General features: G+C 69.6%; 13 protein-coding genes. 4 read left to right on the forward strand and 9 right to left on the reverse strand.

Features of this window, described 5'->3' with window-relative positions; genetic code table 11:
• The first annotated feature begins 1 nt into the window (after window position 1).
• From tal to pgl, 4 genes are read left to right on the forward strand one after another with little or no spacing between them, the layout of a single operon-like run.
• On the forward strand, window positions 2-1,120 hold the full coding sequence (gene tal / locus ABTZ59_RS14635) for a transaldolase (protein ID WP_249950643.1): 1,119 nt from the start codon (window positions 2-4) through the stop codon (window positions 1,118-1,120).
• 4 nt (window positions 1,121-1,124) lie between these two features.
• Window positions 1,125-2,657, forward strand: a complete 1,533-nt coding sequence (zwf, locus tag ABTZ59_RS14640) for a glucose-6-phosphate dehydrogenase (protein WP_351396139.1) — start codon at window positions 1,125-1,127, stop codon at window positions 2,655-2,657.
• A complete protein-coding gene (opcA, locus tag ABTZ59_RS14645; RefSeq protein WP_351396141.1) occupies window positions 2,654-3,685 on the forward strand; it encodes a glucose-6-phosphate dehydrogenase assembly protein OpcA in 1,032 nt (343 codons plus the stop codon). The genes zwf and opcA overlap by 4 nt, the downstream gene beginning before the upstream one ends.
• On the forward strand, window positions 3,682-4,464 hold the full coding sequence (gene pgl / locus ABTZ59_RS14650; protein ID WP_351396144.1) for a 6-phosphogluconolactonase: 783 nt from the start codon (window positions 3,682-3,684) through the stop codon (window positions 4,462-4,464). The genes opcA and pgl overlap by 4 nt, the downstream gene beginning before the upstream one ends.
• 56 nt (window positions 4,465-4,520) lie before the next feature.
• On the opposite strand, the gene ABTZ59_RS14655 is transcribed toward pgl, so the two are convergent.
• The 9 genes from ABTZ59_RS14655 to ABTZ59_RS14695 all read right to left on the reverse strand — a co-directional run bounded on the left by ABTZ59_RS14655 (window position 4,521) and on the right by ABTZ59_RS14695 (window position 15,771).
• Window positions 4,521-6,152: a PH domain-containing protein gene (locus tag ABTZ59_RS14655; RefSeq protein WP_351396146.1), complete on the reverse strand. Its 1,632-nt coding sequence runs from the start codon at window positions 6,150-6,152 to the stop codon at window positions 4,521-4,523.
• Window positions 6,149-6,649, reverse strand: a complete 501-nt coding sequence (locus ABTZ59_RS14660; protein ID WP_351396148.1) for a PH domain-containing protein — start codon at window positions 6,647-6,649, stop codon at window positions 6,149-6,151. The genes ABTZ59_RS14655 and ABTZ59_RS14660 overlap by 4 nt, the downstream gene beginning before the upstream one ends.
• A 4-nt stretch (window positions 6,650-6,653) precedes the next feature.
• On the reverse strand, window positions 6,654-8,306 hold the full coding sequence (pgi, locus tag ABTZ59_RS14665; protein WP_351396309.1) for a glucose-6-phosphate isomerase: 1,653 nt from the start codon (window positions 8,304-8,306) through the stop codon (window positions 6,654-6,656).
• Window positions 8,307-8,526: 220 nt separating this feature from the next.
• Window positions 8,527-8,862 carry an RNA polymerase-binding protein RbpA gene (locus ABTZ59_RS14670; protein WP_078615979.1) on the reverse strand — a complete coding sequence of 112 codons (336 nt, stop codon included), beginning with the start codon at window positions 8,860-8,862 and terminating at the stop codon, window positions 8,527-8,529.
• Between the two features lie 171 nt (window positions 8,863-9,033).
• Complete coding sequence (gene secG, locus ABTZ59_RS14675; RefSeq protein ID WP_030353663.1) at window positions 9,034-9,264, reverse strand: preprotein translocase subunit SecG; 231 nt, start codon at window positions 9,262-9,264, stop codon at window positions 9,034-9,036.
• Window positions 9,265-9,479: 215 nt separating this feature from the next.
• Complete coding sequence (tpiA, locus tag ABTZ59_RS14680; protein ID WP_351396151.1) at window positions 9,480-10,274, reverse strand: triose-phosphate isomerase; 795 nt, start codon at window positions 10,272-10,274, stop codon at window positions 9,480-9,482.
• 7 nt (window positions 10,275-10,281) lie between these two features.
• Entirely contained in the window at window positions 10,282-11,493 is a 1,212-nt protein-coding gene (locus tag ABTZ59_RS14685; protein WP_351396154.1) for a phosphoglycerate kinase, read from the reverse strand.
• A gap of 125 nt (window positions 11,494-11,618) precedes the next feature.
• Window positions 11,619-12,623: a type I glyceraldehyde-3-phosphate dehydrogenase gene (gene gap / locus ABTZ59_RS14690; protein ID WP_249950652.1), complete on the reverse strand. Its 1,005-nt coding sequence runs from the start codon at window positions 12,621-12,623 to the stop codon at window positions 11,619-11,621.
• A 184-nt stretch (window positions 12,624-12,807) separates the two neighbouring features.
• Window positions 12,808-15,771: a M14 family metallopeptidase gene (locus ABTZ59_RS14695; protein WP_351396157.1), complete on the reverse strand. Its 2,964-nt coding sequence runs from the start codon at window positions 15,769-15,771 to the stop codon at window positions 12,808-12,810.
• Between the last annotated feature and the right edge of the window lie 102 nt (window positions 15,772-15,873).

The following is a 15,873-nucleotide window of genomic DNA, read 5'->3' on the forward strand; positions in this document are numbered from 1 at the left end:
CATGACAGACGCACTCAAGCGCCTCTCCGACGAAGGCGTCGCGATCTGGCTCGACGACCTCTCGCGCAAGCGGATCACGTCCGGCAACCTCGCCGAACTGCTCGATCAGCAGCACGTGGTGGGCGTCACCACCAACCCGTCGATCTTCCAGAAGGCGATCTCGGGCGGCGACGGATACGAGAGCCAGCTGACCGACCTCGCCGCCCGCAAGGTCACCGTCGAAGAGGCCATCCGCATGATCACCACGGCGGACGTCAGGGACGCGGCCGACATCCTGCGTCCGGTCTTCGACGCGACCCAGGGCCAGGACGGCCGGGTCTCCATCGAGGTGGACCCGCGGCTGGCGCACCACACGAAGGCGACCATCGCCGAGGCCAAGCAGCTCGCCTGGCTGGTGGACCGGCCGAACACCCTGATCAAGATCCCGGCGACCAAGGCGGGTCTGCCGGCGATCACCGAAACGATCGGCCGGGGCATCAGCGTCAATGTCACGCTGATCTTCTCGCTGGAGCGCTACCGCGAGGTCATGGACGCCTACATCGCGGGTCTGGAGAAGGCACAGGCCGCCGGCCTGGACCTGTCCAAGATCTACTCGGTGGCGTCCTTCTTCGTGTCCCGCGTGGACACCGAGATCGACAAGCGGCTCGACGCGCTGGGCACGCCCGAGGCCAAGGAGGCCCGCGGCAAGGCGGCCCTGGCCAACGCGCGGCTCGCGTACGAGGCGTACGAAGAGGTCTTCGCCACCGAGCGGTGGGCGGCCCTGGACCGGGCTCAGGCCAACAAGCAGCGTCCGCTGTGGGCCTCGACCGGCGTCAAGGACCCGGCCTACAAGGACACGCTGTACGTCGATGAGCTGGTGGCTCCGCACACGGTGAACACCATGCCGGAGGCCACGCTCGAAGCCACCGCGGATCACGGCCGGATCACCGGTGACACGGTGCGCGGTACGTACGACCAGGCGCGCGCGGACCTCGAAGCCGTCGCGAAGCTGGGCATCTCGTACGACGAGGTCGTCCAGCTGCTGGAGGACGAGGGCGTCGAGAAGTTCGCGACCTCCTGGAACGACCTGCTCAAGTCGACCGAGGCGGAGCTCAAGCGCCTCGCCCCTTCGGAGGGCTGATCCCTTGACCGCAACCCACGGAGCGAATCCGCTCCGTGACGCCGCGGACCGACGGCTCCCGCGTATCGCGGGGCCGTCGGGCCTGGTCATCTTTGGCGTCACGGGCGATTTGTCCCGAAAAAAGCTGATGCCCGCCATCTACGACCTAGCCAACCGCGGTCTGCTGCCACCGGGCTTCTCGCTCGTCGGCTTCGCACGCCGTGAGTGGCGGGACGAGGATTTCGCGAAGGAGGTGCACGACGCCGTAAAGGAGCACGCGCGCACGCCGTTCCGGGAGGAGGTCTGGCAGCAGCTCATCCAGGGGATGCGCTTCGTCCAGGGCGACTTCGGCGACGACGACGCGTTCGAGAACCTGAAGGCGACGATCGCCGATCTCGACAAGTCGCAGGGCACGGGCGGCAACTTCGCGTTCTATCTCTCCGTACCGCCGAAGTTCTTCCCGCAGGTCGTCCAGCAGCTCAAGAAGCACGGGCTGGCCGACCAGACGGAGGGCTCCTGGCGGCGCGCCGTCATCGAGAAGCCCTTCGGGCACGACCTGGCCTCCGCCCAGGATCTGAACAAGGTCGTCCACGAGGTCTTCCCGTCCAACGAGGTCTTCAGGATCGACCACTATCTGGGCAAGGAGACCGTCCAGAACATCCTGGCGCTGCGGTTCGCCAACACCCTCTTCGAGCCGATCTGGAACCGGTCGTATGTCGACCATGTCCAGATCACCATGGCCGAGGACATCGGCATCGGCGGCCGGGCCGGCTACTACGACGGTATCGGCGCCGCCCGTGACGTGATCCAGAACCATCTGCTCCAACTGCTCGCGCTGACCGCGATGGAGGAGCCCGCCTCCTTCGACGCGGACGCGCTGGCCGCGGAGAAGACCAAGGTGCTGGGCGCCGTGCGGCTGCCGAAGGATCTCGGCGAGGGCACGGTGCGCGGGCAGTACGCCGCGGGCTGGCAGGGCGGCGAGAAGGCCGTCGGCTATCTCCAGGAAGACGGCATCGACGCCAAGTCGAAGACCGACACCTATGCCGCGGTGAAGCTCCAGATCGACAACCGCCGCTGGGCGGGCGTCCCGTTCTATCTCCGTACCGGCAAGCGGCTCGGCCGCCGGGTCACCGAGATCGCGGTGGTCTTCCAGCGCGCGCCGCACTCCCCCTTCGACCACACGGCCACGGAGGAGCTGGGGCAGAACGCCCTGGTCATCCGCGTCCAGCCGGACGAGGGCGTGACCATGCGATTCGGCTCGAAGGTCCCCGGCACCTCGATGGAGGTCAGGGACGTCTCGATGGACTTCGCGTATGGCGAGTCCTTCACGGAGTCCAGCCCCGAGGCATACGAACGGCTCATCCTCGATGTGCTGCTGGGCGACTCGAACCTCTTCCCGCGCGTGGAGGAGGTCGAGCTGTCCTGGAAGATCCTCGACCCGATCGAGGAGTTCTGGGACACGCACGGCAAGCCCGCGCAGTACGAGTCCGGGACCTGGGGTCCGGTCGAGGCGGACGACATGCTCGCACGAGACGGACGGAGCTGGCGCCGGCCATGAAGATCGACCTTACGGACACCACGTCGAGCAAGATCAACAAGGCGCTGGTGCAGGGGCGGAGGGCGATCGGCACCCCCGCCGTCGGCATGGTCCTCACGCTGGTTCTCGTCACCGACGAGGAGAACCAGTACGACGCGCTCAAGGCCGCCAACGAGGCGTCCCGCGAGCACCCGTCGCGGAAGCTGGTCGTCGTCAAGCGCGTCTCGCGCTCGCCGCGCGACCGGGCCAAGGCCCGGCTCGACGCCGAGGTACGGGTGGGCGCGGACGCGGGCACCGGCGAGACGGTCGTCCTGCGGCTGTACGGCGAGGTGATGGACCACGCGCAGTCGGTGGTCCTGCCGCTGCTGCTGCCCGACGCCCCGGTCGTCGTGTGGTGGCCGGTCAGCGCTCCGGTCAACCCGGCCAAGGACGCGCTGGGCAAGCTGGCGCAGCGCCGGGTGACCGACACGTACGCCGCCGAGAATCCCGTGGCGGAGCTGTCGGCGCGCGCCGACGCCTACACCCCGGGCGACACGGATCTGGCCTGGACCCGGATCACGCCGTGGCGCTCGATGGTCGCGGCCGCCCTGGACCAGGTGGCCTGCGATGTCACCTCGGTGGAGGTGGAGGGCGAGGAGCACAACCCGAGCTGCGAACTGCTCGCCATGTGGCTCGCGGACCGGCTGCACGTACCGGTCAAGCGCGGTATCTCCAAGGGTCCCGGTCTCACGGCCGTACGGATGGAGACGACCTGCGGGCCGATCAAGCTGGACCGCGCGGACGGCTCGCTGGCGACGCTCTCCATCCAGGGGCAGCCGGACCGGGCGGTGGCGCTGAAGCGCCGGGAGACCTCGGAGCTGATCGCCGAGGAGCTGCGCCGGCTGGATCCGGACGACACCTACGCGTCGGCGCTGCGGTTCGGCGTGGACCGGCTCAGTGAGGTGACGGGCTCGTCGTCGAAGACGGCCGGTGCCGGCGGCACCGCCGGTTCGAAGCCCGCCACCACGGCCACGCCTGCCGCCATGCCCAAGAAGGCGGAGTCGAAGTGAGCGCTCCGCAACTGGTCGTCCACCGCGACAAGGAGCTGATGGCGCAGGCCGCGGCGGCCCGGCTGATCACGAAGATCGTGGACGCCCAGGCCGCCCGCGGCTCCGCCTCCGTCGTTCTGACGGGCGGGCGCAACGGCAACGGTCTGCTGGCCGCGCTGGCCATGGCGCCCGCGCGCGACGCGGTCGACTGGTCGCGGCTCGATCTGTGGTGGGGCGACGAGCGGTTCCTGCCGGAGGGCGACCCGGAGCGGAACATCACCCAGGCGCGGGAGGCGCTGCTCGACTCGGTGCCGCTCGACCCCTCGCGGGTCCATGTGATGCCGGCCTCGGACGGCCCGTACGGCAGTGACGTGGAGGCGGCGGCCGCCGCGTACGCCACCGAACTCGCCGCCGCGGCCCGCCCGGAGGACCACGGTCCCGTGCCGACCTTCGACGTCCTGATGCTGGGGGTCGGTCCCGACACGCATGTGGCCTCGCTCTTCCCCGAGCTGCCGGGCGTACGGGAGACCGAGCGCACGGTGGTCGCCGTGCACGGCGCTCCCAAGCCGCCGCCGACCCGTATCTCCCTCACCCTGCCCGCGATCCGGGCGGCGCACGAGGTGTGGCTGCTGGCGGCGGGCGAGGACAAGGCGAGGGCGGCGGAGATCGCCCTGTCCGGCGCGGGCGAGATCCAGGCGCCCGCGGCGGGAGCGTACGGCCGCAGCCGCACGCTGTGGCTGCTGGACGCGGCGGCGGCCTCGGCGCTGCCCCGCGCGCTCTACCCGCCGGCTTCCGCGTAGATCATGACCTGGGGCCTGTCCGGCGGATCTTCGCGGGACAGGCCCCAGGGCGTGTCCTACGTTCCGCGAAGCGTCCCGTCCCGGTCCGGTTTTGGCTCCGGCTCCGGCTCGGGTTCCGGTTCCGGATCGGGCTCGGGTTCCGGCTCCGTCTCCGGCTCCAGAAATGGCGTCAGCAGGCCCGGGACCGCCTCGTCCGCGAAGGACAGGCCCTCGTCGCGCGCGGCGTCGTACACGTGGTACGCGCCCTCCCCCGCGGCCGTGGTCGCCGTCAGCGTCAACAGGCCCGCACGGCGCTGGAAGTACGACTGTCTGACCGTCCAGCCGATCACACCGCCGCGCTGGAGGGCGACCGTCGTCCTGCGCAGCGTGCCGGAGCGGGCCACGAGATAGCCGCCGCTCAGGCCATGCCCCAGGTTGCGGTAGGCGTCGAGAGCGAACAGCACGGCCACCGGCAGCGATATCACCGCGCAGACCGCCCCGACGGCGAGCAGCACATCGGCCAGCAGCAGGCCGAGGACGGCCAGAACGACGACCGGGAGCAGGGCGTACGCCAGGGACCAGCGCAGCCGGCGCCCGCGCGCGGCACGCGGGTGCGGGCGCAGGGTCACACCGCTGGTCGGGGACACGGGCTCGCGCAGGACCCGCGCCGCCACCGCGTCGGCCAGCGCCCGGGGCGCGGCGGGCAGCAGGGTCTTCTTGTCGCTGCGCATGTCCTCTTCCTCCTGGGCGAAGCCGGTGGCGACCGCGTCGACCCTGGCCGCACCGGCCATCCGGACGCCGAGCGGCTCGACCAGCTCCACACCGCGCAGCCGGCGCTCCTCGATGGAGACGGAGCGGGAGGTGAGCAGCCCGCGGCGGACCCGGAGCGTATGGCCCGGCTCGCGCTCAAGGCGGTAGTTCCACCACATCTCGACCCACAGGCCCAGCGCCCCTATGGCACCCACGAGCGCCAGCACGACGAGCAGGACCAGACTCCCCCAGAGGATCGAGACGGCCCGGAAGTAGTCCCCCAGCCAGGCGAACAGCCGCAGCTGCACACCGAACCATTCGCTGAGCTGCACCAGCCCTCCGGCCGCCGAGGCGCCGAGCAGCGGCGCGGCGAAGGAGAGCGGTGCGTAACGGATCCACCGCCGGTCCAAGGAGGCCAGCGTGGAGTCGTCGTACGCCCCGGGCTTCCCGGGTGCCCGGTCGAGCAGTTCCCTTCTGAGCCGCTCGCCCTCGGCGCGGGTGACGGGGTCGAGTTCCAGCGTGGATTCCCCGGCGCCGGTCTGCTCGCCGGTGCCGATCCGGACCTTGACCAGTCCGAGGATCCGGAGCAGGGGATGGGCCGTCAGGTCGACGCTGCGGATCCGCTCGCGGGCCAGCGACCGGCGTCTGAGCAGGAAGAGCCCGGTGTGGAGTTCGGCGCGCTCGGGCCCTATCCGGTAGCGGGTGCGACGCCACCGTATGTAGTCACCGCCGGTGCCGCAGACGATCAGCAGCGCGGCGCCGGCCGACACCCAGCCGGCCGACTTCAGCGGCCCCATCCCGCCGGCCATACCGACGGCGGCGGGCACACCGGCGCCGATGACGACCCCGGCCATGATCACCGCGGTGACCAGGAGCGTACGCCGGTCCAGCCGCCGCCACTCCGCCACCGCTCCCCCGTCCGCCCCCGCGGGCCCCCCGAACCCCGGCGGCTCACTCATGTCGCGTCCCCAGGAGTGGCCTGTGTGATGTGTGTCAGCCGCTCGGCCAGCCCGGCCGCCAGCTCATGGTCGAGTCCTTCGATCCGCACGGCGCCCTTGGACGACGCGGTCGTGACGATCACCGTGGAGAGCTTGAACAGCTGCTCCAGCGGACCGCGCACGGTGTCCACGGTCTGGATCCGGGACATCGGCGCGATCCGCCACTCCTGCCAGAAGAAGCCGGTGCGGACATAGACCGCCTCGTCCGTCACCTCCCAGCGGTGGACCCTGAACCACCATCCGGGTATCAGGGCCGCACAGGCCAGCCCGAGCACCGCCAGCACGACGGCGGGGACCAGCAGCCATATCCGTGCCGGGGAGATGAGCGCCCCCAGCAGGGCCAGCACCGCCACCGGGCCCGCGGTCAGCAGCAGCCACCGCGTACGCCACCAGCCGACGGCACGCCTGTCCAGCGTGTTGTTCGGCGGCCGCAGCCGTCGGGCCCCCTCCCCCGTCATCGGCTCAGCGCCCCCGCAGCGAGCGGTATGCCTCGACCAGCGTGAACGTCGAGGAGTCCAGTCCCTTGGCGGGCTCGTCGCCGGTGAGGACGGGCTCGATCTTCTTGGCGAGGACCTTGCCCAGCTCGACGCCCCACTGGTCGAAGGAGTCGATGTTCCAGATGGCGCCCTGGACGAACACCTTGTGCTCGTAGAGGGCGATCAGCTGGCCCAGGACGGACGGAGTGAGCTCCTCGGCGAGGATCGTGGTCGTCGGGTGGTTGCCGCGGAACGTCTTGTGCGGCACCAGCTGCTCGGCCACCCCCTCGGCCCGCACCTCCTCAGGGGTCTTGCCGAAGGCGAGCGCCTGGGTCTGGGCGAAGAAGTTGGCCATCAGCAGATCGTGCTGCGCGACCAGCCCGGGCGCCAGATCCGCGACCGGCCGGGCGAAGCCGATGAAGTCGGCCGGGATGACCTTCGTGCCCTGGTGGATCAACTGGTAGTACGCGTGCTGCCCGTTGGTGCCCGGCGTGCCCCAGACCACGGGCCCGGTCTGCCAGTCGACCGGATTGCCGTCGCGGTCCACCGACTTGCCGTTGGACTCCATGTCCAGCTGCTGGAGATAGGCGGTGAACTTCGACAGATAGTGGCTGTACGGGAGGACCGCGTGCGACTGGGCGTCGAAGAACGCCCCGTACCAGACGCCCAGCAAGCCGAGCAGCAGCGGCGCGTTGCCCTCCGGGGGTGCCGTGCGGAAGTGCTCGTCGACGAGATGGAAGCCGTCGAGCATCTCGCGGAACCGGTCGGGGCCGATCGCGATCATCAGCGAGAGCCCGATGGCCGAGTCGTACGAGTAGCGCCCGCCGACCCAGTCCCAGAACTCGAACATGTTGGCCGTGTCGATACCGAACTCGGAGACCTTCGCGCTGTTCGTGGAGAGTGCCACGAAGTGCTTGGCGACGGCTTCCTGTCCGGCCCCGAGGCCACTGAGCAGCCAGTCACGCGCGGAGGTGGCGTTCGTGATGGTCTCGATGGTGGTGAAGGTCTTGGACGCGATGATGAACAGCGTCTCGGCCGGGTCCAAGTCCCGTACGGCCTCGTGCAGATCGGCGCCGTCGACATTGGAGACGAACCGCACCGTCAGCGCGCGGTCGGTGAAGGACCGCAGCACCTCGTACGCCATGGCGGGCCCGAGGTCGGAGCCGCCGATGCCGACATTGATCACGTTCTTGATCGGCCGGCCGGTGTGACCGGTCCACTCGCCGGACCTGATCCGGTCGGCGAAGGCGCTCATCTTGTCGAGCACGGCGTGCACCGCCGGTACGACATTCTCGCCGTCGACCTCGATGACGGCGTCACGCGGGGCGCGCAGCGCGGTGTGCAGCACGGCGCGGTCCTCGGTGGTGTTGATCTTCTCGCCCCGGAACATCGCGTCCCGCAGCTCGGCGACCCCGGTGGCGGCGGCCAGCTCGCGCAGCAGCGCCAGTGTCTCGTCGGTCACCAGATGCTTGGAGTAGTCCAGGTAGAGGTCCCCCACCTGGAGGGTGTAGGTGGCGCCGCGCGCCGGGTCGGCGGCGAACAGCTCGCGCAGATGCGTCTGCCCCAGCTGCTCCCGGTGCTTGCCCAGTGCGTCCCACTCGGGCGTCCGGGTCAGCCTCGTACGGCGTTCCGCGTTCATCTCGGACATCAGCCCACTTCTTCTCGTGCCTGCGTGCGTGCCCTGTTGCCTGACCAACCTAATTGATCAGGGGACCCGAAGACGCGGCGCCGAGCACGAACAGCCCGGCCGCCGGCGGAGCGGCGCGGCGGCGAGGGCGAGGACGAGGCCCGGGAAGGGGCAAAGCGGGACAGAAACGGTTCGGCCGGACACCTGTGGGGTGTCCGGCCGGAAGAGCTGTCTAGATCTCGCCGCGCAGTTTGGCGAGCGCTTCGGCGAGGATCGCTTCGCCGTCCGCGTCGCTGCGCCGTTCCCGTACATAGGCGAGGTGCGTCTTGTACGGCTCGGTGCGCGGCGGGTCCGGCGGATTGTCCCGGTCCTGACCGGCCGGGAATCCACAGCGCGGGCAGTCCCACGTCTCCGGAACCTGCGCGTCACTGGCGAAGCTCGGCACCGTCTCATGCCCGTTCGAGCACCAGAAGGAGATGCGCAGGCGGGGCGCGGACTCGCCACGCTCGGCCTCACCCATCGGCCCCGCTCCGACCCGGCTTCCCCGGATCGCGTTGCCACTTGCCACGGTCGTAACTCCCTGCGTGATGGTGCCGCAAAGCATCGAGAGGCAGCTCCGCTGCCGGGCGCCCCAGTCTACGTAAGGCCCAACGCGCGTCCAGTGAAGGGAGTTACCCCCCTGCCGACGGGCGCGGAACCCATGATAGGCCGCGCCCGCGCCGCCGTACCGTGCGTACGGTCAGCTGTCCAGCTTGAGCACCAGACCGAGAACGACAATGCACGCGAACCACAGCAGACCGACAACCACGGTGATGCGGTCAAGGTTACGCTCCGCGACGGAGGAACCACCGACGGACGACTGCATTCCGCCACCGAACATGTCGGAGAGGCCGCCGCCCTTCCCCTTGTGCATCAGCACCAGCAGCATCAGCAGCAGGCTGAAGACGATGAGGGCGATCGAGAACCCCATAACCACGGCTGGACCAACTTCCTCGGACTGACAGGACCGACAGGACAGAAAACGAACCACTGAGAACGAACGACACAGGACGAACAGAACGAAGAGCACGAAACGCCCGACGGGGACCGATCGGCCGCCGCCGATACGCATGGTCGCGCCACACATATACGGACGGCTTCCATTCGGCCCCCGCCAGGGTACGACGGATCCGTGCTACCGCATACTCACTGGTCGCGGAAGCGTACGATCTTGACGAACTCGTCGGCGTCCAGCGCCGCCCCGCCCACCAGGGCACCGTCCACATCGGGCTGCGCCATGATCGCGGCCACGTTCCCGGACTTCACCGAGCCGCCGTACTGGATACGGACCGCGTCGGCCAGCTCCCGCGAGTACAGCTCGGCCAGCCGGCCGCGGATCGCCCCGCAGACCTCCTGGGCGTCCTCCGGGGTGGCGACCTCGCCGGTGCCGATGGCCCACACCGGCTCGTACGCGATCACGACGGACTCCGCCTGGTCGGCCGGTACGTCCTTGAGACCGCCGTCGAGCTGGTTCAGGGTGTGCTCGACCTGCTGACCCGCCTTGCGGATGTCCAGGCCCTCGCCGACACACAGGATCGGGGTCAGACCGTGCTTGAACGCGGCCTTCACCTTGGCGTTGCAGATCTCGTCCGTCTCGGCGTGGTACTGCCGTCGCTCGGAGTGGCCCACGGCGACGTAGGCGCACTTCAGCTTTGACAGCATCGGGCCCGAGATCTCACCGGTGTACGCGCCGGAGTCATGCGCCGAGATGTCCTGGGCGCCGTACTTGATCTTGAGCTTGTCGCCGTCGACCAGGGTCTGTACGGACCGCAGGTCGGTGAAGGGCGCCAGGACGGCGACCTCGACGGCGTCGTAGTCCTTGTCGGTCAGCGCGAAGGCGAGCTTCTGGACGTGCGCGATGGCCTCAAGGTGGTTGAGGTTCATCTTCCAGTTGCCCGCCATCAGCGGGGTCCGGCCGGCCTTTTCGGATGAAGCAGTCATACGGGGGTCAGTCCTCCAGTGCCGCGAGGCCGGGGAGCGTCTTGCCCTCAAGATATTCGAGGCTCGCGCCGCCACCGGTCGAGATATGGCCGAATGCCTTCTCGTCGAATCCCAGGATCCGCACGGCGGCGGCGGAGTCGCCACCGCCGACGACGGAGAAGCCCGGGGAGTCGACGAGCGCCTGGGCGACGGCCTTGGTGCCCTCGGCGTAGTCGGGGTGCTCGAAGACGCCCATGGGACCGTTCCAGAAGACGGTCTCCGCGTCGGCGAGCTTCGAGGCGTACAGACGGCCGGTCTCGGGGCCGATGTCCAGGCCCATCTGTCCGGCCGGAATGGCGTCCGCGGCCACCGTCGTGGGGTGGGCCGGAGCCTTGGTGCCGAGGTCCGGGAACTCCGCCCCGACCCGGACGTCCACGGGGAGCACGAACTCCACCCCGCGCTCGTCGGCCCGCCGCAGATACTCCTGGACCGCCGGGATCTGGTCCTCCTGGAGCAGCGAGGAGCCGGTCTCGTAACCCTGCGCCTTGAGGAAGGTGAAGACCATGCCGCCGCCGACCAGGATGCGGTCGGCCTTCTCCAGGAGATGGTCGATGACCGCGAGCTTGTCGGAGACCTTGGCGCCGCCGAGGACCACGGCGTAGGGCCGCTTGACGTCGTCGGTGAGCTTCTTGAGCACACCGACCTCGGTGGCGATCAGATAGCCCGCGGCGTGCGGCAGGCGGGCCGGCAGGTCGTAGACGGAGGCGTGCTTGCGGTGCACGGCTCCGAAGCCGTCGCCCACATAGAGATCGGCCAGCTCGGCGAGTTGGTCGGCGAAGGCGCCGCGCTCGGCGTCGTCCTTCGCGGTCTCGCCCGGGTTGAAGCGGAGGTTCTCCAGGACGGCGACCTGGCCGTCGGAGAGGGCCGCGACCACGGCCTTGGCGGACTCGCCGACCGTGTCGGTCGCGAACGCCACGTCGGCGCCCAGGAGTTCACCGAGGCGCGTGGCGGCGGGAGCGAGCGAGAAGGCGGGGTCGGGGGCGCCCTTGGGGCGGCCCAGATGGGAGGCGACGATCACCCGGGCGCCGGCTTCGGCGAGCCTGGCGACCGTCGGCTGTACGGCCCGGATACGGCCGTCGTCGGTAATGGTGGTGCCGGCGAGCGGCACATTGAGGTCGGCGCGGACGAATACGCGCTTTCCGGCGACCCCTCCGGCGAGAAGTTCGTCGATCGTCTTCATCTGCTGCGGGACTCCTTGGGATGTCTGGACAGGCCAACAGGGCTCGAACAGCGCCGCTTGTGCGCCGACCGAGCCCTGTCGCTCATACCGAGATGCCTACCGGCCCTGAACTCAGCGGCTCCGGGTCAGAGCTGGTCGCCGACGAAGACGGTCAGGTCGACCAGACGGTTGGAGTAGCCCCACTCGTTGTCGTACCAGCCGATGACCTTGACGTTCTTCCCCTGGACCATGGTCAGGGAGGAGTCGAACGTGCAGGAGGCGGGCCAGTTGACGATGTCCGAGGAGACGATCTGGTCCTCGGTGTAGTCCAGGATGCCCTTGAGCTGGCCCTCGGCGGCCTTCTGGAACGCGGTGTTGACCTCGTCCTTGGTCACCTCGCGCTCCAGCTCGATGACCAGGTCGGTGACGGAGCCCGTCGGGACCGGGACACGCATCGCGATGCCGTCGAGCTTGCCCGCCAGCTCCGGGATCACCAGCGCGGTCGCCTTGGCGGCACCGGTGGTGGTCGGGATGATGTTCTCCGCGGCGGCGCGCGCACGACGCAGATCCTTGTGCGGGAAGTCAAGGATGCGCTGGTCGTTGGTGTACGCGTGGACCGTCGTCATCATGCCCTTGACGATGCCGAAGTTCTCCAGGAGAACCTTGGCCATCGGCGCCACACAGTTGGTGGTGCAGGAGGCGTTCGAGATGACGTGGTGGTTGGCCGCGTCGTACTTGTCCTGGTTGACGCCCATCACGATGGTGATGTCCTCGTCCTTGGCCGGAGCCGAGATGAGGACCTTCTTGGCGCCACCCTCGATGTGCTTGGCGGCGTCGGCCTTCTTGGTGAAGATGCCGGTCGACTCGATGACGATGTCGACACCCAGCTCACCCCAGGGGATGTCGGCCGGGTTGCGCTCCGAGAGCACCTTGATGGTGTGGCCGTCGACCGTGATCGTGTCGGCGGTGTGGGTCACCTCGGCCTTGAGGCGGCCCAGGATGGTGTCGTACTTCAGCAGATGCGCCGTGGTCGCGGTGTCACCCAGGTCGTTGACAGCCACGATCTCGATGTCTGCACCCTGCTCCAGCAGCGCGCGGAAGTAGTTACGACCGATGCGGCCAAAGCCGTTGATGCCTACGCGGATCGTCACGAACCGATCTCCTCGTTGGTACGCCGGGTTTCGACGCCGGCGAGTTGTATGGGATGTCCCCGACCGCTTAAGACCCTACCCCTCCACGCGCCGCGCGGTGACATCGAGTGGCCCCCGCGGGCCCGCGGCGGCCCGAACCCGTTGATACGGGTTGACGAGCCGCCGCGGACCGGTGCCCAGGGGCTCAGCGCCGCAGGGCGCGCAGCGCCTTGCCGAGCAGCGCCGCGCGCTCCCCGGCGTCCGGGACATGCTCCAGACCGAAACCGAACAGCACGGTGTTACGCGTAGTGACCGAGGCGTACGAGGTGAACAGCTCCTGGGAGCGTGCCCAGTCGCCCTCCACGACCGGGCTCCCGGACGGCGCCCCGGGCGTGGTCCAGACACCGAGGGAGGTTTCGAAGCCCTCGGAGTCGCGGTCCGCGCCGCCCACCACGAGCCTCGCGTCGTCCGCGAAGAGCCCGCGGCCGCCGCTGCCGGGGTCGGTGATGTAGCTGAGCGAGATCTCGGCCTTCTTGCCCGCGTAGGCGCTCAGATCGAAGGAGACCTGACGCCAGCCGTTCGAGCTGCCGGTGAAGCTGTTCCAGGAACCGCTGGTCCCGGTCGCCGCGCAGCCGTCCGCGCCGAGGGTCAGATAGTGGTCGAGGAAGGGATGGCCTTGAAGGAAGAACCCGGCCGCGCACTCGGCGGGGACGGCCGAGCTGGTCGCGCCGCCGGCCTCGGGAAGGGTGGTCCAGTCCTCGGCCCCGGCGGTGCGCGCTTCCAGGACGGCGTGGTCGTACCCCTGCTCCGTGTTCCAGTTGAGCGCGAAGCGGAGCACGGGCTTGTCGGCCGCGCCGACACCCGTGAGATCGACGGTGCGGGTGAGCCGGCTCCACTCGTTGTCCTGGTGGAGGGCCGCCGCCATCCATTGCCCCGCGTAGGGGGCGTACGGGTTGGTGACCCCCGTGTACGAGCCCGACTGGGCGCTCTTGAACTGCGGGAACTCCTTCGGGTCGAGGGCGTCGGAGGTGACGTTGTAGGAGCCCGCGGGGTCCAGCGGGTTGCCGGGCAGCCCGGCGAGCGATCCGGCCGCTCCCGCGAGCGATCCCGTACCGGTGAAACCGGTGGCGCCCGGCACGGACGTCCGTGCGTAGGCGCCCAGGTAGTACTGGCTGAAGTCGTCGGTCAGGGTCCGTCCGACCTGGGCGTTGCCGCCCGCGCGCCGGCCCGCCTCGATCAGCTCGCCGCCCTCGTTGAGGAAGGCGCGCAGGGCCAGTTGCGTGGGGCCGCCGGGGGCCGCCGCTCCGGTGTAGTGGACCGCGGTGGAGAAGTGACTGAGCACGCCCAGCGGGTGGGGTGCGCCCTGGGTGGCGACGTCCCAGACGGCCGCGGTACGCCCGTTGGCGCGCAGGGCGTCGGTGTAGGCACGGATTTGCCGCGCGGGCGCGCCCTCCTCGGCGATCACGAGCGTGTCGGCGCGGGGGCGTTCGGCCACGGTGTAGCGGAAGTGCTCGCTGGCGGTGGGCTTTCCGCTCTTCGTCCGTCCGGTGAACCAGACCTCGACCGTGTCACCCGGACGAGCGTCCTCGATCTCGGCGCGGTACTCGTCGAAGTGGAGGTTGTCCTCGCCTCCGTACGTTTCGCCGCCCTTCCATGCCTTCAGGTCCTCGTCGTGCGTACGGCCGCCGTTGACGCGGTAGTTGAGCTCCTTGTCCCGGACCGACTTGCGGGCGGTGACCGAGACCTCCTGGTCGGCGCCGCGCGCGTACGAGGTGGTGAACGGGTCGGGGGTGAAGTCGGGGGCGGCCATCCCGACCGCGGAGGAGGGCTGGTCGGGGTGGGCGGCGGTCTCGGCGACGGAGAGCGCGAAGGGGACGTTCTTGGCGAACTCGTCCTGGATCAGCTTCTCGTCGTCGGGGAAGTTGAAGCCGGACCGGCAGTCCTTGGCCTCCCAGGCGTCGTCCGGGTCCAGGGCGGACGCGGTCTGGCAGGTGGTCATCTCCGGGGTGAACATCATCGTTCCATTGACGTTCGCCGCGTGCCCGTCGGCCTCGCCGTTGGTGGTGTACAGCTCGGAGGAGACCTGCGGGTAGTAGCCGGGGACCGCGGGGTTCTCGGGGGTGCCGGCGAGCGCCTTGTAGAGCACGTCGTCGGGTGTCGGGGTGGCGACCTGCCAGCCCACGCCGTAGAGCAGCAGTTCCGCGGCGGAGTGGTAGTTGATGCCGTAGTCGAAGCCGATGCGCTTCTGGAAGCGGTCGATCGCCTGGGTCTCGGGCTCGGAGCCGGGACCGGCGCCGCGGTAGGTCTCACTGGCGGGCCGGGGCGAGGAACCCTCGTCGTCGTAGCCCCACTTGTAGGCGAAGTTCCGGTTGAGGTCGACGCCGTCGCCGGCGGCGATCTTTCCGTCGCCGTCCACGTCCCGGAGGTTCTTGCGCCACAGCCGGGCGCTGTCCGAGCTGTGGGTGTAGTCGTAGCCGTCGGGGTTGGCCGAGAGGACGAACCACAGCTCGGTGGAGTCGACGATCTTGGTGATCCGCCGGTCCTTGCCGTAGTTGTCGACGTAGTGGTGCATCAGCCGACGGGTCATCTCGGGAGTGATCCACTCCCTGGCGTGCTGGTTGGACATGTACAGCACGGACGGCTTGGCGCCGTCCTTGGTCGTCCGCGCCCCCTTGCTGAGCTTGAGGGCGAGGATGTCCTGGCCTTTGAGGCTCTTGCCGATGGAGACGACCTTGGCGATCCCGGGGTTGGCCTGCCCGGTCTCGACGATCTCCTCCTGGAGGTTGCCCGCGCCGCTGTACGGGCGGAACACCCCGTCCCCCGCCGCCCGCAGCCGGGCCTCGGCCTTCGCGGGGACCTTCCGTTCGGTGGCCTCGACACCCTGCTTCGCGAGGGCGCGCGCCTGCGCGTCGGTGAGGAACAGCTCGACGTTCGCCGTCCCCTTCTCGGGAGCCCGTTCCGTCAGTTCATGGGCGTCCTGGCCGGCCGCGAGAAGCAGCGGTATCTGCTCCTTGGTGACCTCGGCTTCGAAGACCTTCACCGCGTCCGCGTCCGGTGCCGCCTCGGCTCCCGGCGCGGCTCCGGGCCGTGCCTGGGCGATGGGCGCCGCCGTGATGCCCGCCAGCAGCAGCGCGCCCGCCGCGAGGATCGATCCCGCTCTTCGTCTCATGTGCCCCCCTTGCTGTTGTCTGCCACATCCGTGGACAGACGCCAGGCTCACCACCCTCCATGATCATGTCAAGGGTGTGTCAATGGGCGGCAAAATGCCTGC

It is taken from the genome of Streptomyces sp. NPDC094034 (genome assembly GCF_040303865.1).
Classification (GTDB): Bacteria; Actinomycetota; Actinomycetes; order Streptomycetales; family Streptomycetaceae; genus Streptomyces.

What these genes read in the sequence shown, in the direction of transcription:
- tal (WP_249950643.1), top strand. Translation starts at nt 2, where the DNA reads ATGACAGACGCACTCAAGCGCCTCTCCGACGAAGGCGTCGCGATCTGG.
- opcA (WP_351396141.1), top strand. Translation starts at nt 2,654, where the DNA reads ATGAAGATCGACCTTACGGACACCACGTCGAGCAAGATCAACAAGGCG.
- ABTZ59_RS14655 (WP_351396146.1), bottom strand. Translation starts at nt 6,152, where the DNA reads ATGAGTGAGCCGCCGGGGTTCGGGGGGCCCGCGGGGGCGGACGGGGGA.
- ABTZ59_RS14660 (WP_351396148.1), bottom strand. Translation starts at nt 6,649, where the DNA reads ATGACGGGGGAGGGGGCCCGACGGCTGCGGCCGCCGAACAACACGCTG.
- pgi (WP_351396309.1), bottom strand. Translation starts at nt 8,306, where the DNA reads ATGAACGCGGAACGCCGTACGAGGCTGACCCGGACGCCCGAGTGGGAC.
- secG (WP_030353663.1), bottom strand. Translation starts at nt 9,264, where the DNA reads ATGGGGTTCTCGATCGCCCTCATCGTCTTCAGCCTGCTGCTGATGCTG.
- tpiA (WP_351396151.1), bottom strand. Translation starts at nt 10,274, where the DNA reads ATGACTGCTTCATCCGAAAAGGCCGGCCGGACCCCGCTGATGGCGGGC.
- ABTZ59_RS14685 (WP_351396154.1), bottom strand. Translation starts at nt 11,493, where the DNA reads ATGAAGACGATCGACGAACTTCTCGCCGGAGGGGTCGCCGGAAAGCGC.
- ABTZ59_RS14695 (WP_351396157.1), bottom strand. Translation starts at nt 15,771, where the DNA reads ATGAGACGAAGAGCGGGATCGATCCTCGCGGCGGGCGCGCTGCTGCTG.